Origin of the sequence: Streptomyces sp. NPDC059788 (assembly GCF_042732265.1) — a bacterium.
GTDB lineage: Bacteria > Actinomycetota > Actinomycetes > Streptomycetales > Streptomycetaceae > Streptomyces.
In genome coordinates this window covers 104,369-125,195 of record NZ_JBHWHY010000023.1, presented here as the reverse complement: position 1 = coordinate 125,195, position 20,827 = coordinate 104,369, and the positions used below count along the sequence as shown (strand labels likewise).

Genomic DNA, 20,827 nt, shown 5'->3' with positions numbered 1-20,827 from the left:
CCGCGTTGCGGTCGGAGGTGGCCGGCGAGAGCCCGGAGGCCGGACCACGCGGGGCCGGGGCCGGGGAGGCCGTCCGGTCGTTCCGGTGGGCGCGCCTGTCCGCCGGTGCGGCGCGTCTCGACGGGGGGTGCTGAGGTCACGGCCTCACTCCACGGCGAAGAAGCGCTGGAAGTAGGAAGCCGGTACGTTCTCACCGACGAGTTCGCCCTCGGCCTCCACCCATGCGTGCGCGGCGAACGGAGGGCGCGCGCGGACTCCCACGCACCAGACGGGCCACTGCCCGTGCAAACGGCACAGCAGCACCGTGGCCAGGGATCGGGGCAGGCATCCTTTGCCGCCTCCGGCGGCCAGGCTCACGGCGAGCACCGTCTGCCGGGCACGTGCCGCCTCGGCGAGCGTGGCGGGCCGCGCCCCGCGCCGCAGCCGGCTCAGGACGGCGCGGATGCGGCCGGGCGGCAGGGTGGCCAGTACGTGGGCGCAGCCCACCGCTACTCGGGCCGTGAAGCGGCGGGTCAGGGGAATGGAGCGCGGGCGGTAGGGGACCGCTTCCGGTGCCGACATTGCGTACCTCTTCCCTGGGCCGGGTGCGCGCCCGGCGCGGCGATTACGGTGTGATGAGGCCCGCGGAGCGCAGGTCGTCGATGATGCGAGTGACGTCCTGGGCGGCCAGATCGGTGTCGACGTCCTCGTAACGCCCGGTCAGCGCCTGCACCGCCTGGCCGGCGCCGTGACCGTCCAGCAGCGTCTGGAGGACGACGGCCGCTGTGGGGTTGAGGGTCCAGTACTCGGCGCTCTTCTGGTCGAGCAGCGCCATGCCGTATTCGGTCTCGGTCAGCAGAACACCGGGCTTCAGCGCGTACATCGCCTTCACCTTTCCCTTCGGTCAGCGGCCGGGCGGTGCCGGCGCCATCTCGCGGGAGCGCAGCCACACCTCGCAGGCCACGGTCGGGTGCAGCAGATAGCTCTCCGTCTCCGCGGACAGCGAGCGGCGGCACCATTCCCGCAGGGCGCCCACGTCGACCAGGCCGAGCCGCCCCAGCCGGGATTCCTCGCAGAGCGCCAGCAGCCGGGCGCGGTGGCGCCGCAGCCCGGTCTCTTCCTCGAACGTGGCGTTGGCCTTGGTGTCGCGGGTGCGGACGGATTCGGGCACGATGCCGCGCGTGGCCTCGACGATCAGGGGTTTGTAGCGCCACGGGGAGATCCGGTCCGGTGTCCGGACCGCGAGGCACGCTTCGATGACGCGGTCGTCGTAGTACGGGGCGGCCACGGTGACCCCCAGGGGCGCGGCCATCTGCCCGATGTGCCGGGTCCACTGGGAAATCCCGTCCATGGCGGCCAGCTCCCGGTGTTCGCCGTGTCCCCTGCCCCGTGGCTCGGCGTCCGGCAGGCAGCCAGTCAGCAGCTCGCGCGCCGCCGCGACGGCCTCGGGCGTGGCCCAGGGCGGCATGCGGGGAGGTACGGACCAGTCGAGCAGCGGCTCGTCCGCGGCGGCCGCCGGCTCGGTCAGGTCCCGGGCGACCCGGGCGAGCCAGGACCGGTAGGAGCGGCGGTCCGCGAGTTGGCGCAGCACCTTGCGCCGGGGCCACTGGTACTTGGCGGCGTACCCGCGCACGTCCCGTAGGGCGACAAGCGGGTGGGTGGTTGTCAGGTCGTGCAGCCGGGCGGGCGTACCGGCCAGGAGTTCGTCGCCTCCCAGCCCGGTCAGGTGCAGGCCGGAGCCCCGTGCGGCGGCCAGGGCCACGAGGTGCATGCGGCGGTTACGGTCGACCGTGAGCATGCTGGGCGTATCAAGGATGTCCCGGAGCGTGTCGATACCGTCGAAGGTCAGGGCCGTGTCCTGGGCGGGTACGACGTGATGCTCGACGGACCCCAGGGCCTGGACGGTCCGCCGCGCCCAGTGCACGTCGTCACCGAGTTCGTCGTGGAGGGCCGCGGTGTACGCGACGACCTGCGCGTCCCCGCCCGCCGCGGCGCAGCACACGGCGGTCGAATCCAACCCGCCCAGGTCCGCCGTCACCAGGTCGCGTCCTTGCACGCGCACCGCGACGGCGGCGGTCAGCACCTCGCGCAGGCGCATGGCTCCCTCCGCCAGGGAGACGTCGGGGGCGGGCGGTGACCACCACCGGGCCGACCGGGCCCGTCCGTCGATGCCGAGAGTCAGGTGGTGACCACCGGGCTGGACGTGGACCCCCCGCCACTGCGGTGATCCGGACAAGGGGTGGGGCACGCCCAGGGTGAGCAGCTCCAGGGCGAGCCGGCGTTCGTCCAGCGCCGCACCGACCAACTCGGCCAGCACGTCGGCCCGGTCGGAGGCGATGCTCACCCGGCCGGACGTGGGGGAGGGGGCCTCGGTGTGGAACACCCGCCGCAGGTCGACGACGCCGCCCTGCACCCGGACCCGGCCGCCCGAGCTGGCCATGAGGTGGAAGCTGCCGGCCCACGTGGTGCTGTGCCGGTCCAGCGCCGTCAACGAGGCCGTGGTGGCCACCGCTGCGGCGGCGCGCCGGGCTTCCCGGAGGGTGACGGCGTGTTCCCCGATCACGGCGACGCGGGTCTCGCCGTGCACTCCGACGACGGCCGTCTCCGCCGCCCACCGGCCCACCAGCCAGGGTCTGCCGGACGCATGACGCAGGCTGTGCGACGCGTAGCGAAGTGCCTTCGCGGCGACCGCCGTGGCCGCGTCGGTGTCGGGCAGGACGACGAACCATTTGGGCAGGGCCGACAGGGACAGGGTCTCTTCCACAGCTACGGCCTTCGGTCGGTGGGGCTCCGGACGTCGGAAGGGGCGGGGCGCGCCGGCGGACGGGCTCGGCCGACCGCAGACCGGGCCGGCGCGGGGCCGGCCCGGACCGGGCAGGGTGCGGGTGCGGGTGCGTTCAGCGTCCCGCACCGGTCGCGTCAGAGGAGCTGCTTGCCGCCGAGAACATCCTTGGGGCCGGTGTTCTTGACGCCCGTCACCTTCCGGAAGCCGCCGGCCTTGGTCAGTGTGGGACGCTCGTACGTCATGGTCGCACTCCTTTTCCCTTGGGGGATGACGGGAATCACGGGGCCTGGCCGACGAAATGCGGAAGCATTTGCGCCTTCGCTCCCGCGAGCGGTTGTGGCCGCGACGTAACCGTAAAAGCGGCGAGAGCATCATCACAATGATTCGCTCACGGCGGTGTGTAGTGCGCTGGGGGCGGGTTTTCCGATGGTCATGTTGCGATGTGATCCCGTGCGCTCCCCGACGGCGACGCGGAACGGTTTGAAGACGCGTACTCCTGGTCCCACGCTGCTGAAAATTCCCGCAGCGAGTCAGAATCCCAGGCATCGTCACAGCGACGGTCTCCCCGTCAGCCGTGTCAGGCAGGGCGTGCCTCGCGTCGGCGACCGGGGCGGTGTGGCCTTCGTCGAAGGGCTGTCAGGAAGTGCCGCCGGTGCCTCGGCCGAGCCCGTTCAGGAATTGCCGCTGGTTGTCCGGGAATCCGGCCGCGAAGAGTGAGCGGGGCGAGAAGAGCGCGGTGAGCGTGGTCGTGGTGTCGGACTGCTCGTAAAGGGTGTTGCAGAAGGCTGTGAACTGGGCATCTCTGTCGTATGGCGGGGGTGTTGCGGGCTGAGCGGGTGTGGGTGGAGACGTTTACCGGGCTGCGGGTGGATCAGTTCGGCCGGCTGCTGAGAGCGGTCCGGGAACGCGGTGGCGAGGGCTGCGGATGGGGCCGTCCGTGGCGGCTGCCGCTGGCCGAGCGGGTGCTGCTGGTGGCCGTGTACTACCGCACGAATCTGACCATGCGGCAGCTCGCCCCGCTGTTCGGGATTTCGCCGGCGACCGTGTGCGGGGTGATCCAGCGGCTCGGCCCGCTGCTCGCGCTGGAGCCGTGCCGGACCTCCGCCGAGGTCGCCGACCGGTTGTGAATCGTGGACGGCACCCTCGTCCCGGTCCGTGACCGAAAGATCGGTGCGTCCTCGCGCAACTACCGGTTCTCGGCGAACGTGCAGGTCATCATCGATGCCGAGCCCCGCCGGATGGTAGCCGCGGCCCGGCCGGTGCCGGGGTTCCGGGGGTGGCGGCGATGGTGTCGTGGCTGGAGGAGATCGAGCGGCGGGAGGAGATCGGGGAACTGCGCGCTCAGCTTGAGGAGTTGACCGAATGCCTCGCCGAGCAGGAGGCGGCGCTGTCCCGTTTGGAGATCACCCGGGAGACGATGACGGAGATCCTGTCCGGTGGTGAGGCAGTCACGGGGCCCGGGATCGAGCTGGGGGACGCCGGAGTGGCGGAAGCGTCGGGGCAGCCGGCGAAGGAAGAGGAGAGCCGGTTCGGGGTGGGGTCGCCGGTCGGAGTGCGGCTGGTACCGCAGTGGTCGGCGGAGTTGGCGGTTGGGGTGCTGCCGCGTTCCTACCAGGACATTCTCAAGATCCTCGAAGACGCGGTGCATCCGATGCGGGCGCATCACATCTGCGCCGCGCTGGGGTTGTCGACGGACAAGGCCAAGGTGGAGGGTTTCCGGCCGAAGCTGAAACGGCTGGTTGAGCGGGGCTGGCTGACGGAGGCGCAATCAGGGCTCTTTGCCGCGCGGGGCCTGGCTCCGGTGGAGGCGGATGCGCCGGGGCAAGGACGGCCACCGGCCTCGCGCCCTCGCGCCGGTGTGGGGTCGGGCTCTCGTGCCTGGCGTCGAAGGTGCCAACCGATTCCACGCCCGAAAAGCGAGAGCCCGATGACTGGAGTGTTTGCGGCCGCCTCGACGGCTGACCCCTTTGACCGAGCCGTTTCTTTCCTCACTTCCCTCGTCTGCGACCTCTCCAGCCCCGAGACACTGCGCCTGTCGCACGAGCGGGTGGAGGAGAGCGTCGAAGAAGGGGCCAGGGAACTGGGCCGTCTGCTCCCGCAGGGCCACTTCGATCTGCGTGCCAGCCGGGAGGAAGTCCGGCTGTCCGCCTTGGACACTCACGCGAGGGCCGCTGGGGCCGGCGGCCGCACCCGTCCGGTGAAGGGGCACCGGCGCCAACTGGCCACCGTGGTCGGGACGGTGACCGTCTTCCGGTGCGCGCTGCGCTCTCCTGGCCTGCCCAACCTCCATCCGGCCGATGCCCCTCTCGGCCTGCCGCGTGAGCGGCACAGCCTGGGCCTTCGGCGTCTGGCGGTTCTGGAAGCCGCCCGCGGCTCCTACGACAGTGCGCTGGAGGCGATCGACCGCCGCTGCGGCCACCGGGCGGTCGGCAAGCGCCAGGTGGAACACCTCGTGCGGGCGAGTGCGGCGGACGTCTGCGCCTTCTACGCGCAGCGCGCCCCCGGCCTGGCCGGGAAGAAGACACTGCTGGTCCTCGGCATCGACGGCAAAGGGGTCGTGATGCGCCCGGGCGATCTGCGCGAAGCGACCCGCAAGGCCGTCGAGCGAGCCCGGTGCGCCTTCCGCACCCGCCTGTCCGCCGGGGAGAAGACCTGCCGCAAGAGGATGGCCACCCTGGCGGTCGTCCACGACGCCGACCCGGCCCCGCGCCGTCCGCACGACATCATCGCCCCACCCGGAGGCCGCACCGTCCGCCGCCCACCGCGCGCAAGGGCCCCCAAGGCCCGGCAGAAGTGGCTCACCGCCTCGGTCAGGGACGACGCCGAGCAGGTCATCGCCGCCGCGTTCGACCAGGCCGAGGCCCGTGCCCCGCAGCGCCACCGCTGCTGGGTGGTCCTGGTCGACGGCGCCGCCCACCAGCTGGAACTGATCCAGGCGGAAGCCGCCCGCCGGAGCATCACGATCCATATCGTCCTCGACATCGGGCACGTGCTGGAGGCGTTATGGGCGGCCGCGCGGTGTTTCCACACCGCCACCGATCCCGCCGCCGAAGAATGGGTCGGCACCAAAGCCGCCCGGACCCTGGCTGGTGACGCCCCCGCAGCCATTCGCACCGAGGCCGACCGCACGAGCCTGTCACCAGAACAGCGGGCCGCAGCGGACAAGGCCTGCCGCTACCTGGAGAACAATGCCTCCTTCGTCCACTACGACCAGGCCCTCGACGCGGGCTGGCCGATCGCCAGCGGCATTGTCGAATGAGCAGCCCGCCATCTGATCGCCAACCGCCTCGACATCACGGGCAGCCGATGGAGCGTCGGCGGAGCCGAAGCCGTCCTTACCCTCCGCGCCGTCATCAGCAACGGCGACTTCCCGGCCTACTGGACCTACCACGCCCAAAAGGAACGCGAACGCCTCTATCCCCCGCCCGGCCAGCGCAACGACGGACTCCAACCCTGACCGACGATCTCACCGCAGAAAAGCCCCACCCGTTTGGTTCTGCGGTCACCGATGCCAGGTCAGCGCAGCCGTTCAGCCACCTGCTCCAGGCCCTTCCTGATCAGCTGCCCGTAGTCGTCATCGCCGAGCGCACCGATCGTTTCCTGCGCGCGCTGGAAGTGTTCACGAGCACGATCGAGATCGCCCAGCTTGCGATAGCACTCGCTCAAGTTCAGGTGCAGCGAGGGGTACAGTCCGGCCACCGGAAGCGACACCCCGGCCTGCGCGACTCGCGCATCGGTGATCAGGTCGGCGGCCACCAGCGCTCGCTGGTCCCAGATCAGCTCCTCGTGCACGTCGTCCTGCACATCGGCCATCGCATGCGCGAGCGTGCAACGCTGCAGGGGGTCCCCCTGCTCGCCTCCGATCTCGTCCCAGATCTCTGCGAACTGGCGGCGGGCGGCCTCCCGCTCGCCGCTGTGGCTGAGCTGCACGGCCTGGCCAATCCGGATGATCGTCGGATCCGTGATCAATCGAGATTCCTTCCCTGCGCCATCTTGCGACAGCGGCCGTATCGCCGCGCCTGCGACCGAACAACCGCGGCATCCACGCGAATAGTCTCCCGGGTGATCTCCAAACGGGACAGCGCCGCCTCCTGCTCGGCGAGGCATCCGGTCAACTCCTCAAGCTGAGCGCGCAGTTCCCCGATCTCCTCCCGCGCGGCAGCCTCCCGCCGCTCGATCTCCTCCAGCCACGACACCATCGCCGCCACCCCCGGAACTCGGCCCCCCGACACCACGACGATCGAGCAACCAACCCCCGGTCAGCAACCACACAGGTCAAAGCTCCTTACAGAAGAGCCGCACCCAAAGCCAACCGCGTGCGGCGTGGCCGGGCGGCGGCAGACCACCGGCCTTCGACCGCGACCTTCACAAAGCCCACAACGGCCAGGCGTGGGCGGCTTCGGTGTGGTGCAGAGCATCCGCAGATCAGGACCGCCCCACCACTTGCCCTGCCGCACCTCGGCAGCGGCATCGCCAGCATCGGCCAGGCGCTCGAAGAACCGGTCGAAACCAAGACGTCTCGCACGCGAGACACCGACGCCGCGCTGTTCCAGCGCGCCCTGATCGCCGCCTCCAGCCGTACCGACGACATCGCGGATGACGTCCGCCGACTCGCCGCGCTCACCCACAACGGCCTCGATGCCTTCGATGAGCCGACGGTGCGCGTGGTGGTCCGCCAGGCCGTCCGCGACGTCTGCATCGCCCCGCCTTGAGCGCCTGCCGAGCCGTCGGCGGATCCCATGGTTGCCGCGCTGCGCCGCGTCGTCGACGACCTCGCCGCCGGCTCGTACGCGATCGGAGAGCTGATGCTCCAGGTCGCGCCGGCCTACCTGTCCGACACCGACGCGTCCGATGTTTTGGCGCTGCTGTGCGAGGAGACCGGCAAGCCCTTCGAGCACGGCCGCACAGCCCGCCGCTACGCGATGTCCGGCGACCGTCGTGCCCTGCACGAAACCGTCCTGTGGACCTCCGATGCCGGCTGTTCCTGTGTGGCACACAGCCCGTTCCCCCGGCCGCCGGTGAGCGAGGTGCGTGTGAGGCGAGGGCTTGCGGTGACGGAGCTGCTCGTGGTCCTGGCGATGGTTGCAGCAGGACGGTGTCCGGTACAGCGCAGCATTTGCATGGGCAGGCGTCACAGATGAGATCGCGGCACCGATATTCGCGGTCCCGGCCCGCATCCTCATCGTAAATCTCGCTCAAGTCCTCCAGGCGTCAGTTGAGCCTGAGGTATTGCTCGGTGGTCTCGGCGTGGGCGGGCGTGGTGGCCACGGTCACCAGGGTGCAGGTGGCCTGGAGGGCGGCTGAGGCGGGCCTCGCGAAGAGGAACGTGGCGGCTTCGCAAGCGCCGGTGTTCCGGTCCTCGTCCGCGCGCCAACCCGACGCCAACCAGACGCAACAGGAAATTCCACCCGCAAAAGTAGGTTGCTGCATACTTTTGCGGGTGAGGTTGCGGGTCCGGTGGACCCTGGCGTTGTGAGGACTTTTGAGCATGGGTACCGGTACACCGGCCGACGGCGACTTCGGCGCGCTCCTGCACAGCCTGCGCGGGAGCGCCGGGCTCACCCAGGAGGAGCTGGCGCAGGCGGCGGGGATCAGTGTGCGGGCCCTGTCGTACATGGAGCGCGGACGCTCGCGGGGGCCGCAGCGCCGGACCGTGCAGGCCCTGGCCACGGCCCTGCGCCTGAGCCCGCCGGACGCGAGGGAACTGGAGCGCCTGGCGAGCCTGGGCCGGCCCCGCCGGGCCCCCGCGGCGGAGGTACTGCCGCCTGCCGCCGGCCCCAAGGCCGTGGCGCCCGCGGATGTGCCTGATCTGCTGCCGCGCGCGCCGCGCGGCTTTCACGGGCGGGCGGCGGAGTTCGCCGCTGTGTCCCGGGCCGCTGCGGGCGAGTCGCCCGTCTGTCTGGTCATCGGGCCGGCCGGGGTGGGCAAGACGGCGCTCGTGCTGCACTGGGCCCACCTCAGCCGTGCCGGGTTCCCCGACGGGCGGCTCCATGCCGACCTGCGCGGCTTCGGCGACACGGGCGAGCCCGCTGTCCTGGAGGTGCTGCGCGAGTTCCTGCTGGCGCTCGGTGTGGCGCACGGCCGGATACCGGAGTCGGTCAACGGCGCGGCCGCACTGTTCCGGTCGCTGGCCGCCGAGCGCCGGCTCCTCGTGCTGCTCGACAATGCGCGCGACTCGGAGCAGGTCAGGCCGCTCCTGCCCGGCGGGCGCCGCTGCGTCACCGTCGTCACCAGCAGACACCGGCTTCCGGGGCTGATCGTCAGCGACGCCGCCCGGCCCGTCGCCGTGGACGTGCTCGGGCCAGAGGACGCCACGATGCTCCTGGCCGGGGTACTGGGCGCCGAACGGGTACACGCAGAGCCGGCGGCCGCACGACGGGTGGCCGAGCTGTGCGGCGGGCTGCCCCTGGCACTACGGGTGGCGGCCGCCCGGCTGGCACAACGGCCCACCTGGCCGATGGGCGCGATGGCCGCCGAACTGTCCGACGAGACGCGTCGGCTGAGCCTGCTGGACGTGGAGGACACCGGCGTGCGAGCGGCGCTGCGTGTGACGCTGCAACAGCTCCCGGGGCACGTCGCCCGCCTGTTCGCCCATCTCGGCCGCCACCCCGGCACGCACGTCGACCGGTATGCCGCCGCGGCCCTGGCGCACACCGGCCCAGCAGCCGCCGAGGCCGCTCTGGAGCGGCTGGCCGTCGCGCACCTCGTCACGGAGACGGCGCCCGGCCGCTGGACGATGCACGATCTCGTGCGGCTCTACGCACGCAGCCTGGACGCCGGGCCCGATGCGCTCAAACGCGTGCTCGACCACTACATCGCCACGGGCCTGGCGGCGGTGGCCGCCGCCGAGCCCGGCAACGAGGAGTGCTTCGCGCTGCCGGCGGACTTTCTGCCGCCCGCCGCCGTGCGGGAGTTCGGCGACCGGTCCGCCGCCGTGGCCTGGTACGCGGCCGAGCGGGACGACCTCACACTGGCGGTGGCCGCGGCGCACGCCGCCGCACTGCACGGCAGGACCTGGCGGATCGCCCTGACGCTGTGGCCGCTGATCGTCTGGCGCGTGCGCGACGGCTGGGCCCCGCTCCTTGAGACCGCGCTCGAAGCGGCCCGGGCCGACGCCGACCACCACGGCGAGTCACGGATACTCAACGTCCTCGGCTGGATCCTGATCGAGGAAGAACGCATCCCCGAGGCGCTCACCCACCTGGAAGCCGCCCGCGCACTCGCCTCCCGGGCAGGGGATGCGGTGGCCGAGGCGAACGCCCTGATCGTCCTGGCCATGGCACAAGCGGCACTCGGCAGCCTGGACGAGGCCGCGCAAGACTGCGAGCGGGCGGTGGAACTGGCGCGCCAGGCCGGCGACCGGACCATCGAGAAACTGGCCCTGCAGCACCTCGCCCGCCACCGGGCCGACGCCGGCAAATGGCGCCAGGCCCTCGACACCGCGACCCAGGCCCTGGCCCTCCACGACCGGCCGGGCACCACCGACATCCCCCGGACACTGCTGCTCATGGTCAAAGGAGAGGCGCTGCTGGGGCTCGGGAACGAAACCGAGGGCATCAGCCACCTCGACCTGGCGGCCCGGGAAGCGGAGTCCGCCGGCTACGACGACGGCGCGGTACGGGCGCTCGCCGCCCTGCTGCGCGTATCGGCCGACGCGGGGCTCCAGGCACGATACGACGCGGCACTCGCGCGACTCACCACCCGCACGTGAACCGTCAACTCGCTGCTGCCAGCCGACCTCGGCCGACGTTGCGTGGGGCGCTTCTGGGCGGGCCCGTTTAAGCCATTGGCCCAACCAGACGCCCCCTTCAGCTCAGCGGGCGGTTCCGGCATGGTCGCCGTTGTCCAGCGCGTCCTCGCGGCCGGAGAGGGTGACCGGCAGCCCTGCCGGTCACCCATGCCTCGGGGCCCCGCCACGTTGTGGACGGGGAACCGGCCCGCGCGGATCGCCTGCGAGCTGACCCGCACGCTGCGCGCGCCCGTGCGGCATGGGAAGGCCAGCGGTCCGTCGGGCAGTCCGGGCAGCGAGGCCGGCAACGTGCCGAGCGCGGCGTGGACGGCGCCGGCTGGGTGACGCGCTGCCCATTCCTCGTCCTCGCGGACATCGACCAGGGTGACTTCTCCGTCCACGACGCGGCGATGCGTCTCGGGGTGGGGCGCCTGGTCTCGCTGCACCTGCGAACGACCAGGCTGCGGGGAGACCGGTACGACGCGCGGCGACCAGCACGACGACCTCGCCGCCGTCCACGGCTGGTTCCGCGTTCGGTAACTGCTTCGAGTGCCGAGGCAGCGTCACTGGTGCGATCTGCCGGGTTGGTGTCGGTGGTGGTGAGAGTCAGTCGCGCTGGTCCATGGGTGGGTGTTACGGGGCTGGTCAGTGGGTGTTTGTGGGTGGGACCGCTGTCGTGCGGCTTGATCGCCTACAGGGCCTGGTCCCCGGACAACGGCGTACGGCTCACCCGAGCAGGGCCGCCTTGACCACTGCCTCGACGCGGGCCCGCTGCTGTGCGGGGGTGGCCCCGGTGCCGGGCCGCAGTAGGTGGACCGCCCGGCGGTGCCGGCCCGCGCTCGCGAAGATGCCGCTGGTCCAGCCGCCGCTGAAGCCGGTTTTGCCCCACACCTCGACTCCGTCCAGGTCGATCCTCATCAGCCCGCCGGCGCTGAAGCAGGCCGCGGACGTGGGGCAGCTGGTGTTCTCGGACGCGCCGGGCACCGCGGGCACTTCGAAGAGGTGCCGCTGCCCGGCCGGCGGCAGGAGCCTGCCCTCCAGCAGCGATCTGAGGAACGTGTCGAGGTCGGCCGGAGTGGAGACCAGCCCGCCCTCCGACCAGGCCCATGCGATCTCTGGATCTTCGGAGAGCCCGGTGCGGCGCAGGCCCAGCGGGCGCAGGATCCGCCGGTCGAGTTCGCGGGCGAAGGGGCGGCCGGTGATCTGCTCCACCAGCAGTCCGGCCACGAAGCTGTTCAGCCCGTTGTACTGCTGGACGGTTCCGGGGGCCGGGACACGGCCGGGGTGCGCCGCCGCGTCCGCCGCGAAGGAGGCGGCCACCACCGCGTACGGGTCCAGCGGCACCCGGGCCGGGCGGGGCAGGTCGCTGGTGTGGTCCAGGAGCTGGCGCACCGTCACGCCCGCGTAGGCGGCCGGAATCACCTCGGGCAGACGGGGGCGGACGGGCTCGTCGATGCCGATCCGGTCTTCGGCGACCAGCCGGAGCACCACGGCGTCGGTGAAGATTTTGGTCACGCTGCCCACCGGGAAACGCCGGTCCGCCGCCACCCGCCCGGCCTTCCCGGTATACGCAGGCCGCAGGCCCCGGCCGGCCACCCGCACCAGGGCCGCGTCCGTCACCTGGTCGGGCAGGGCGGCCAGCAGCGCCCTCACGGCGGCCGGGCCACGGGTGCCGGGAGCGGCATGCGGGGCAAACGGGCTGGGCACGGCCGTGGCCGCCGGAGCGGTGACGAGTGCAGCCAGTGCTACGCCGGTGGTGACCAGACGGCGGACGGCGCGAGAACGCGGGGTCATCGGTGGCTCCCTGAAACGCATCGGGACGGATCGGCGCGGCTTGCGCGCTGGAGCAACCTTCACCGCCGCACCGCGCGCTGCTCATCGGTGATGCCCCCGGCTCGTCCCGAATTCCACCCCGATACGTCGTCGGGGAGCGGGCAGGCACCGGGGCGCGGGCCCGGCATCATCTGCTGGCGGCGGCGCATCAGCAGGTCTCGTCGTGCGGTGCGCTGTGCACTTTTTGTGCAGGCCGAAGTGGGCTTGCTCCGGCTGTGATCGTCTTGATACCGGTCGTGGTGGGCCTTGCCCGGCAAGGACACCATGGCGTCCCACCTCCACCCCGCCACGGTAGAAGTACGACGGTGCCACCACACGGCAATCGGCGGCTTCGAACTCCGGCACGTGACAGCTTCGCCCCGAGCCCTGGGCGGGTGCGAGCAGGTGGTCGTATCGGCCGGGGTCAGTGCTGGATCAGGCCGCCGACCGGGACGGGAGCGACATGACCGGTTGCCGGGGAACTCTGCGCCAGCGTGAGGCCGACATCGACCAGCGATGACCGGCGCAGGCGCGCGACGTCCAAGATCGGAGTCCAGACCGACTCAGCGGTCTCGCCATTCGGCTCGGGCCGGAGCCGGCCGCCGGTGATCCGAATCCGGTAGAAGACGCCGACGTTCTGGTGCTCGGTGCCGGCACGGGCTTCGTTCGCGGGGATCACCCTTGAGTCCACCCCCAGCAGACGTTCGACCACCGCTTCGCAGCCGGTCTCCTCGGAGACCTCCCGGATCACCGCGTCGAACGGATCTTCCGCGTGCTCCACCCTTCCGCCCGGAAGTGTCCAATTGGGCCGGCCCACCGGGGGCACATGACGGGCGAGCAGCACACGCCCGTCCTCGATGCACACGGCGTACGCCGCCAGACGGAAACTCATCTCCGCACCTCCCACCGAACCTTATCCCGGCCCCCAGCACGGAGGGTGGCCAACCGTCGCTGCGGCGAGACACCAGCTCAGACCGTCGCTTGAGAGGACCCGCACCCTTCACCGACCCGCGCCCGCGCGCGGCCATTGTCAACCAGCTCATCTCAGCAGGTGCGGGTGCTGGGCTTCCCGCAAGACGGCTCTCCGCGATGCGTGAGGGACGTCAGGCACTGGGAGAGCCGCCGCCCGTGCGGTCAGGGTGAAGTCATGGGTGCAGTCGGTGCATCCGCCGCAGGCCGCAGAAATGCGGACCGTTCGCGGCAGGTTGGTCGTGATCAACTGGGAGACGACCGGGAAATCGGCGCGGCAGGCCTCTGCGAGCTTCTACCGGAAGCTGCCTACAACTGCGCGAAACTGCCGTGTGTGTACGTGGGTCCGGTGACGCAGCCCGGCCCGCGCAGTACGGGCCGGGCTGCGGTGGCGAGCGCGCGTGCGCTGCTGCGGCATCGCTGTGACCTGGCATCTCCCGCAGCGATGCGCCCTGTCCGGCACCGAACACGGTGGCGGACAGGGCGCGAACGCCGAACCGGCGGTAGTGCAGCGCCGTGACGCCTGCGGAACCCTTACTTGATGGCCTTGATCAGCTCACCATTGGTCGTGTCGCCGCTCAGCTCCCAGAAGAACGTGCCGCCCAGTCCCTGCTGGTTCTTGTACGTCATCTTGGTGCCGATGGTTTCCGGGGTGTCGTAGCTCCACCACTGGTTGCCGCACTTGGCGTAGGCCGTGCCGCCGACCTTGCCGGTTGCCGGGCAGCGGGTCTTGAGGAGCTTGTAGTCCTCGATGCCGGCCTCGTACTTGCCCGGCGCCGCGCCCGTGGCCGTGCCGCCCGGGGCGTCCTGGGTCACGCCCTGCCAGCCGCGGCCGTAGAAGCCGATCCCCAGCAGGAGCTTGTTGGCGGGGATGCCCATGCCCTTGAGCTTCTTGATGGTGTCGGTGGTGTTGTAGCCGGCCTTCGGGATGCCGTTGTACGCGGTCAGCGGCGAGTGCGGTGCCGTCGGCCCCTTGGCGTCCCAGGCGCCGAAGTAGTCGTACGTCATCGGGTTGTACCAGTCGAGGTACTGCGCGGCGCCCTTGTAGTCGGCGGCGTCCAGCTTGCCGCCGGCGGAGGCGTCGGCCGCGATCGCCGCGGTCACCAGCTTGCTGCCGAACTTCGAACGCAGCGCCTTGACGACGTTGGTGAGCGCTTCGCGGCCGCTGGTGTCGCAGGTCAGGCCGCAGGCGTTCGGGTACTCCCAGTCGATGTCGATGCCGTCGAAGACATCGGCCCAGCGCTTGTCCTGGACCAGGTCCAGGCAGGACTGCGCGAAGCCGTTCGGGTTCTTGGCGGCCTCGGCGAAGCCGCCGGACCAGGTCCAGCCGCCGAAGGACCAGATGACCTTGAGGTTCGGGTGCAGCTTCTTGAGCTTGCGCAGCTGGTTGAAGTTTCCGCGCAGCGCGCCCGCGTCCCAGGTGTCGGCCTTGCCGTCGACGCTCTGGTCCGCGGTGTACGCCTTGTCGTAGTCGGCGTACGCGTCGCCGATCGTGCACTTGCCGCCCTGGACGTTGCCGAAGGCGTAGTTGATGTGGGTCAGCTTGTCGGCGGACCCGGACGTCTGGATGTTCTTGACGTGGTAATTGCGGTCGTAGACGCCCCAGTTGGTGAAGTAGCCGACCACCTTGTTGCCGGCTGCCTGGGCGCCGGCCGGCTGGGCGGCGGCCGGTGCGGACGCGGCCGCGGGGGCGGTGGAGGCGGCGTCGCCGGTGGGGTCGGCGGCGGCCGTGCCGGCGAACAGGGTGCCGGCCAGGGCGGCCGTACACAGCGCGGTGGTGGCGGCGAGCAGCCGGCGCGATGATCGCGTACGGAGCTGTCTGGGCATGTCGTCTCCTCGGAGGGGGGTCGAGGGGTGGAGCGGAAGGGACGCGTGTGCCGAATTGGCATGGACGCGTTGAGTGTTGCGGGGGAGAACGTAGAAGGACTAGACCAGTCCGGTCAATGGTTTGGACCAATTTCGCGGTGCGTACAGCTTCCGTTGGCGGTGCCGCACCGATGGCGGGCAGGGCATGGGCCGAGGTAACAGGCCAGGTGAGAGGCCTGAGGGGGAGCGGAATGAGGGAATCCGGGGGATGGGCGGGGCGGCCGCGGGCCGCCCGTACGGAGCAGTCGGTGCGACCGGGCTCCCGCCCGCCCGGACCCGCCGCTGACGAAGTCCTGGTCCTACGCCCGGAAGATCTCGATCAACCAGTGACGTGACGCTGCCGATCGGGCATACTCCTAGCGCCACAGCTGCAGGTCACCGCCCTCCGCGATCCGGTGGGAGATCATCTGCCGAGTACTGTGCGAACCACCGACGGCGCCGCCCCAACCCTCGCGCGCGCCGTCGCAGCGCCCGACAGGGAGGAGAGCGCCGCCATGACCGAGTACGGCCCCCGGCCGGTGGACCGCAGGCTGCCCACAGAGGAGGCCCGCGACCTGCTGGTATTGGTGCGGGACCTCATCGAGCGCGAGATCAAGCCGGTCGCCGCCGAGCAGGAGGAGGCGGGACGGTTCCCCCGGCAGACCTTCGCCCTGCTCTCCGAGTCCGGGCTGCTCTCCCTGCCGTACGCGGAGGAGTTCGGCGGCGGGGAACAGCCTTACGAGGTCTACCTCCAGGTCCTGGAGGAACTGGCCGCCGCGCGGCTGACCGTGGGCCTCGGCGTCAGCGTGCACACCCTCGCCTGCCACGCGACGGCCGAGTTCGGTACGAAGGAGCAGCGCGCCACCCACCTGCCCGCCATGCTCGGCGGTGGCCTGCTGGGCGCCTACTGCCTCTCCGAGCCCGCGTCCGGCTCCGACGCCGCCTCCCTGACCACCCGGGCGGTCCGCGACGGGGACGTCTGGACGCTGGACGGCACCAAGGCGTGGATCACCCACGGTGGTGTCGCCGACTTCTACACGGTGCTGGCACGTACCGGCGGCAAGGGCCCCCGCGGCATCTCGGCCTTCCTGGTGCCCGGCGATGCGGAGGGGCTGACCGCCGCCGCGCCCGAGCGCAAGATGGGCATGAAGGGCTCGCCCACGGCCCAGCTCCACTTCGACGGCGTACGGGTCCCGGACGCCCGCCGCATCGGGGACGAGGGACAGGGCTTCACCATCGCCCTGTCCGCCCTGGACTCCGGCCGTCTCGGCATCGCCGCCTGCGCGATCGGTGTCGCCCAGGCCGCCCTGGACGAGGCGCTGGCGTACGCCGCCTCCCGGCAGCAGTTCGGCCGCCCGATCGCCGACTTCCAGGGCCTGCGCTTCATGCTCGCCGACATGGCCACCCAGATCGAGGCCGGCCGCTCGCTCTACCTGACCGCTGCCCGCCTCAAGGACGCCGGCCTGCCGTTCTCCAAGGAAGCGGCGATGGCCAAGCTGTTCTGCACCGACGCCGCCATGCGCGTCACGACGGACGCCGTACAGCTTCTCGGCGGGTACGGCTACACGCTCGACTTCCCGGCCGAACGCTACATGCGCGAGGCCAAGGTGCTCCAGATCGTCGAGGGCACCAACCAGATCCAGCGGATGGTCGTCGCGCGGCACCTCGCCGGTCCCGAGACCGGCTGACCGGCGCGGCGCCGGGAGGCGGTGGGCGGGCCGGTCAGCCGTCTGCCGCCGCCGGAGCGCCGAGGCGCGCAGACCGTCGCGGCCGCCGGAGCGTGCTCACCCGGCCGCCGAGCCCAGCTCCTTCATGCCCGTCGCCGTACCGACCGCCACCACCAGCTCCGGCAGTTCGCGCAGCATCCGCCGGGCCACGGACACCGCCACGGCGGACGACGACTCCAGCAGCAGGCCCTGTTCGGCGAGGCGGCGCTGTTCGGCCACGAACTCCTTCTCCGCCACCGCGACGGCCGTGCCACCGGACCGCCACAGCGCGTCCAGCCCCTGCCAGCACGGGCGTTCCTCGCCGAGTGAGAAGGCGGCGGTGCGGTGGCTCACCACGCGCGTGCGCTCCTGGGCCGCGCGGTCGGCGTGGCGCAGGGCGGCCGTGAAGGGCGCCGAACCGGCCGGTTCGGCAGCCACCATCCGCGGCGCGGCGGACACCAGGCCCGCAGCGGCCAGCTCCCGGAAACCGCGCTCGATCCCGGACAGCAGGTCCGCACGGCTCGTCGGCACGACGACCGCGCCGATCCGCCGTCCCGCGAAGTCCCGCGCGAGCTCGTAGGCGACCGACTTGTACCCCTCGTTGGCGTACGGGTTCCCGCCGGGCGACGGCGCGGAGAAGCTGGTCAGCGGATACCAGCCGTGCTCCTCGACGGCCCGCGCCATCGCGGCGTTGCGGGTCGTGAAACCGCCCTCGCAGCGCACCTGCTCGGCGCCCAGCAAGTCGATCTGCGCGGCCAGCGCGGGCGGCACGTTCTCGTCGGTGAAGACCACGCAGCGCAGCCCGGCCCGCCCCGCGTAGGCGGCGGCGGCCGCGCCCGCGTTGCCGGACGACGCGGCGCAGACCGTGTCGGCGCCGGTCTCCACCGCCGCGGCCACGCCCACCGCCATCGCCCGGTCCTTGTGCGAGCCGGTCGGGTTGGCGCCCTCGTACTTCACCCACAGCTCGCTGCCGCACTCGGGCGCGTTCCCGTCGCCGAGCGCGGCCGGGTCGGTGCGCAGCCGTACGTTCGGAGTGTCGCCCTCGCCGAGCGCCACCGGCGGGCCGCTGACCGGCAGGGTCTCCGGCCAGCCCCACGGGCCGCCGGCGTACGAGGACAGCTCCAGGCCCTCCAGGTCGGCCAGCGGCGGCATCGCGTTGACCCCGATCCCCTCCGCGGCGCACCGGGGGCAGCCGGCGAAGCCCGTCACCCCCAGGCCGCAGCGCAGACAGTGCAGGCTGCTCGGGCCCTGCGCGGAGCTGGCCGTCGTCATGGTGTCCCCCTCGTTCCGTCGCCGCTTCGCCGCCGGTGTCCGCGATGGCTTCCGGCCTTCACTGTACGGGGGTGGACGCGCCGTACAGAGCAGCGCCGGGGGGCTCGTGTCCGAGAGCGTCCCCGGCCGGTGGGCTGATGGACGGGGAAGTGGGGGCGCGGCGCGGGGGCGTTCCGGCCTCGCGCGGGTACGGCCGTGGGCGCGTGCGGAGAGGCGGGTACGGATATGGTCCTCGCGCGTACTGCTGACGTACCGTCAACTCTCCTCGCGGAACCGGTCGCTTCGCAGGCGGATCGCGCGCCCCGTCGCCACCGGGCCGCGCCCGCACGCGCGTCCAGGAGGTGTTCCGTGACCGACCGCCCGATCGCGCTCGACGAATACCCGATCCACCAGGTGCCGCTGTCCATGCGGCACGTCGCCACCGGCGACCGCAACGCCTACGACCGCTGCATCTTCCACGTCATGGACCACAGCGGCCGCGCGCTGCTCGTCGCCGGACTGGGCGTCTACCCCAACACCGGTGTCATCGACGCCTACGTCACCCTGCGGATCGGCGACCGGCTGCACGCCGTGCGCGCCTCCGACGCGCTGGGCGACGACCGCCTCGCCCTCACCGTCGGGCCGATCGGCATCACCGTCGACCGGCCCCTCGAACAGCTCCGGCTGCGCTGCGCCGCCGACCCGGCCGACCCCGACGGCCTCTCCTGCGACCTCCGGTGGCATGCCGCCTTCCCCGCCGTCTGGGAACCGCACCACACCCAGTACCGCGGCGGACGGCTCGTCCTGGAAGGCCGGCGGTTCGTCCAGGCGGGCACCTGTACCGGCACCATCCGCGCGGCCGGTGAGGAACTGGCCGTCACGGCGGGGGAGTGGACCGGCACCCGCGACCGCAGCTGGGGCGTGCGGCCGATACCCGGCGAGGAGGGCGGCCGCGCCGCGGAGGAAGCGCGGCCCGAAGGCTTCCACTGGATCTGGTGCCCGGTCCGCTTCGACGACCGTTTCGTGATGGTCGTCGTCCAGGAGGACGCCGACGGGCACCGCACGCTGAACGAGGCGCTGCTCGTACGCAACGGCTTCCACGACGTCCAACTCGGCTGGCCACACGCCGACATCACCTATACGCCCGGCACCCGGCAGCCCGAAAGAGCCGTCCTCCACCTCGCCGACCCGGCCCGCAAACCACGCGAACTCGCCGCCGAGATCCTCACCTCCTCACCCCTGGCCGTCGGCGCGGGCTACCCGCCCGCCGACGACTGGCAGCACGGCACCTGGCGCGGACACGGCTGGACCGACCGCCGCACCTACGACCTCGGCGACCCCGCCACCCACCCGCTCGCCGCCTACGGCGTCACCGACCACGCCGCCCGCTTCACCCTCGACGGCCGCACCGGATACGGGATCTTCGAGCACGGCAGCTTCGGCCGCCACGACCCCAGCGGCTTCACCGGCTACGCCGACAGGGCACCGGCCCGCCCGGAGGCCCCGCGCCCCCGCGAGGACCGGGCATGAGCGGCACACCGAGGCCACGCACCACGACCCGGGACCCCGAGGACGTCACCCGGCGCCTGTCCGCCTGGCTGGCCACCCGGCTGCCCGGCGCGAGCGCGGTCGCCGCGACCGTCCCCGCCACCAACGGCATGTCCAGCGAAACCCTGCTCTTCGACATCGACCACCCCCGTCCGCCCGTCCGTTCCTGCGCGCTGCGCCTCGCCGCCGACCCCGCCGCTTACACGGTATTCCCCACCTATGACATGGCCCGCCAGTACCGCACGATGCGCCTGGTCGCCGAGCACACCGACGTGCCCGTGCCACGAGCCCTCTGGCTCGAAGAGGATCCGGCGCCGCTCGGCGCGCCGTTCTTCGTGATGGAGCGCGCCGAGGGCCGCGTGCCGCCGGACGTCATGCCGTACACGTACGAAGGGAGTTGGCTGTACGCCGCCACCGACGCGGAACGCGCCGAGCTGGAAGCGGCCACGGTCTCCGTCCTGGCCCGTATCCACGACCAAGTACCGGTCAAAGAGGCGGAGTTCCTCGCCCTGCCCGGCAGCGGAAGCGCGCTGCGGCGGCATGTGGCGGCCCAACGGGCGTACTACGCCTGGGTCGTCGACGGACGGCAACCGTCACCGCTGATCGAGCGCGGCTTCGCCTGGCTGGCGGACCACTGGCCCGCCGAGCCCGTGGAAGCCGGCGACAGCCACGGCACAGCCCCGGCCGCCGGCACCGACGACACCGTGCTGACCTGGGGTGACGCGCGGATCGGCAATATCGTCTACGACGGCTTCGCACCCGCCGCGGTCCTCGACTGGGAACTGGCCGTGCCCGGCCCGCGCGAACTCGACCTCGGCTGGATGATCTACCTGCACCGGTTCTTCCAGGACCTGGCGGAGAGCGGTGGTGGGCGAGGCCTGCCCGAGCTGCTGCGCCGCGACCGCGTCGAGGAACGCTACGCCGGGCTCACCGGCCACACCCCGCGCGCCATGGACTTCCACACGCTCTACGCGGCTCTGCGGCACGCCGTGGTCATGCTGCGCGTGGCGTACCGTCAGGTCCACTTCGGGGAGGTGCCCGTGCCGGCCGACCCGGATGTGCTGATCCTGCATCGGGCCGCGCTGGAGGCGATGATCGAAGGCCGCTACTGGTGAGGGCCGAGGACGACCCTCGGCGAGGCCGGGAAGCGGTGCGAAGGCGACGCGGGAGCGGCCGTCCGCTCCCGCAGGACGTACGCGGGCC

18 protein-coding genes and 2 pseudogenes are annotated in these 20,827 nt (G+C 72.0%); 8 read left to right on the top strand and 12 right to left on the bottom strand.

Annotation, left to right across the window (positions count from 1 at the left end):
• Window positions 1–144: 144 nt before the first annotated feature.
• The 4 genes from ACFV57_RS21390 to ACFV57_RS21375 form a co-directional block, all read right to left on the bottom strand.
• Window positions 145–561, bottom strand: a complete 417-nt coding sequence (locus tag ACFV57_RS21390; protein WP_199931063.1) for a lasso peptide biosynthesis B2 protein — start codon at window positions 559–561, stop codon at window positions 145–147.
• Window positions 562–604: 43 nt separating this feature from the next.
• On the bottom strand, window positions 605–862 hold the full coding sequence (locus tag ACFV57_RS21385) for a lasso peptide biosynthesis PqqD family chaperone (RefSeq protein WP_385234416.1): 258 nt from the start codon (window positions 860–862) through the stop codon (window positions 605–607).
• A gap of 21 nt (window positions 863–883) precedes the next feature.
• The gene (locus ACFV57_RS21380; protein ID WP_385234413.1) at window positions 884–2,743 is read right to left on the bottom strand and encodes a lasso peptide isopeptide bond-forming cyclase; all 1,860 of its coding nucleotides are present in this window, start codon (window positions 2,741–2,743) and stop codon (window positions 884–886) included.
• A 155-nt stretch (window positions 2,744–2,898) separates the two neighbouring features.
• Window positions 2,899–3,006, bottom strand: a complete 108-nt coding sequence (locus ACFV57_RS21375; RefSeq protein ID WP_106970745.1) for a keywimysin-related RiPP — start codon at window positions 3,004–3,006, stop codon at window positions 2,899–2,901.
• Between the two features lie 567 nt (window positions 3,007–3,573).
• Between ACFV57_RS21375 and ACFV57_RS21370 the strand changes: the two are divergent.
• Window positions 3,574–4,074: pseudogene (locus tag ACFV57_RS21370) on the top strand (transposase family protein); the annotation flags it as partial.
• 617 nt (window positions 4,075–4,691) lie between these two features.
• Window positions 4,692–6,221, top strand: a pseudogene (locus tag ACFV57_RS21365) (ISKra4 family transposase).
• A 59-nt stretch (window positions 6,222–6,280) separates the two neighbouring features.
• Here the strand turns inward: ACFV57_RS21365 and ACFV57_RS21360 are convergent.
• Both ACFV57_RS21360 and ACFV57_RS21355 read right to left on the bottom strand, forming a co-directional pair.
• On the bottom strand, window positions 6,281–6,733 hold the full coding sequence (locus tag ACFV57_RS21360; RefSeq protein WP_385234410.1) for a tetratricopeptide repeat protein: 453 nt from the start codon (window positions 6,731–6,733) through the stop codon (window positions 6,281–6,283).
• Window positions 6,730–6,963 (bottom strand): hypothetical protein, encoded by a 234-nt coding sequence (locus ACFV57_RS21355; protein ID WP_385234407.1) that lies wholly within the window; start codon window positions 6,961–6,963, stop codon window positions 6,730–6,732. Before ACFV57_RS21355 ends, ACFV57_RS21360 begins: the two co-directional genes overlap by 4 nt.
• Before the next feature lie 117 nt (window positions 6,964–7,080).
• Between ACFV57_RS21355 and ACFV57_RS21350 the strand changes: the two genes are divergently transcribed.
• Both ACFV57_RS21350 and ACFV57_RS21345 read left to right on the top strand, forming a co-directional pair.
• Entirely contained in the window at window positions 7,081–7,476 is a 396-nt protein-coding gene (locus ACFV57_RS21350; protein ID WP_385234404.1) for a hypothetical protein, read from the top strand.
• 27 nt (window positions 7,477–7,503) lie between these two features.
• Window positions 7,504–7,905, top strand: coding sequence for a hypothetical protein (locus ACFV57_RS21345; RefSeq protein WP_385234401.1), 402 nt, complete (start codon window positions 7,504–7,506; stop codon window positions 7,903–7,905).
• A 70-nt stretch (window positions 7,906–7,975) separates the two neighbouring features.
• On the opposite strand, the gene ACFV57_RS21340 is transcribed toward ACFV57_RS21345, so the two are convergent.
• A complete protein-coding gene (locus ACFV57_RS21340) occupies window positions 7,976–8,149 on the bottom strand; it encodes a hypothetical protein (RefSeq protein WP_385234399.1) in 174 nt (57 codons plus the stop codon).
• A gap of 103 nt (window positions 8,150–8,252) precedes the next feature.
• Between ACFV57_RS21340 and ACFV57_RS21335 the strand changes: the two genes are divergently transcribed.
• The gene (locus ACFV57_RS21335; RefSeq protein ID WP_385234396.1) at window positions 8,253–10,475 is read left to right on the top strand and encodes a helix-turn-helix domain-containing protein; all 2,223 of its coding nucleotides are present in this window, start codon (window positions 8,253–8,255) and stop codon (window positions 10,473–10,475) included.
• On the opposite strand, the gene ACFV57_RS21330 is transcribed toward ACFV57_RS21335, so the two are convergent.
• The 4 genes from ACFV57_RS21330 to ACFV57_RS21315 form a co-directional block, all read right to left on the bottom strand.
• Entirely contained in the window at window positions 10,364–10,894 is a 531-nt protein-coding gene (locus ACFV57_RS21330) for a rhodanese-like domain-containing protein (RefSeq protein ID WP_385234393.1), read from the bottom strand. The two genes, ACFV57_RS21335 and ACFV57_RS21330, sit on opposite strands and share 112 nt — an antisense overlap.
• A gap of 325 nt (window positions 10,895–11,219) precedes the next feature.
• Window positions 11,220–12,287, bottom strand: a complete 1,068-nt coding sequence (locus tag ACFV57_RS21325; RefSeq protein ID WP_385234390.1) for a serine hydrolase domain-containing protein — start codon at window positions 12,285–12,287, stop codon at window positions 11,220–11,222.
• Between the two features lie 442 nt (window positions 12,288–12,729).
• The gene (locus ACFV57_RS21320; protein ID WP_385234387.1) at window positions 12,730–13,197 is read right to left on the bottom strand and encodes an NUDIX hydrolase; all 468 of its coding nucleotides are present in this window, start codon (window positions 13,195–13,197) and stop codon (window positions 12,730–12,732) included.
• 611 nt (window positions 13,198–13,808) lie between these two features.
• Window positions 13,809–15,101: a glycoside hydrolase family 18 protein gene (locus tag ACFV57_RS21315; RefSeq protein WP_385234384.1), complete on the bottom strand. Its 1,293-nt coding sequence runs from the start codon at window positions 15,099–15,101 to the stop codon at window positions 13,809–13,811.
• A gap of 533 nt (window positions 15,102–15,634) precedes the next feature.
• On the opposite strand from ACFV57_RS21315, the gene ACFV57_RS21310 reads away from it, so the two are divergent.
• Window positions 15,635–16,807 carry an acyl-CoA dehydrogenase family protein gene (locus ACFV57_RS21310; RefSeq protein ID WP_385234381.1) on the top strand — a complete coding sequence of 391 codons (1,173 nt, stop codon included), beginning with the start codon at window positions 15,635–15,637 and terminating at the stop codon, window positions 16,805–16,807.
• A gap of 96 nt (window positions 16,808–16,903) precedes the next feature.
• Here the strand turns inward: ACFV57_RS21310 and ACFV57_RS21305 are convergent, their stop codons facing one another.
• Window positions 16,904–18,097: a pyridoxal-phosphate dependent enzyme gene (locus ACFV57_RS21305; RefSeq protein WP_385234378.1), complete on the bottom strand. Its 1,194-nt coding sequence runs from the start codon at window positions 18,095–18,097 to the stop codon at window positions 16,904–16,906.
• A 348-nt stretch (window positions 18,098–18,445) separates the two neighbouring features.
• Between ACFV57_RS21305 and ACFV57_RS21300 the strand changes: the two genes are divergently transcribed.
• Window positions 18,446–19,606 carry a hypothetical protein gene (locus tag ACFV57_RS21300; protein WP_385234375.1) on the top strand — a complete coding sequence of 387 codons (1,161 nt, stop codon included), beginning with the start codon at window positions 18,446–18,448 and terminating at the stop codon, window positions 19,604–19,606.
• Window positions 19,603–20,739, top strand: a complete 1,137-nt coding sequence (locus ACFV57_RS21295) for a phosphotransferase family protein (protein ID WP_385234372.1) — start codon at window positions 19,603–19,605, stop codon at window positions 20,737–20,739. The genes ACFV57_RS21300 and ACFV57_RS21295 overlap by 4 nt, the downstream gene beginning before the upstream one ends.
• Window positions 20,740–20,827: the final 88 nt, after the last annotated feature.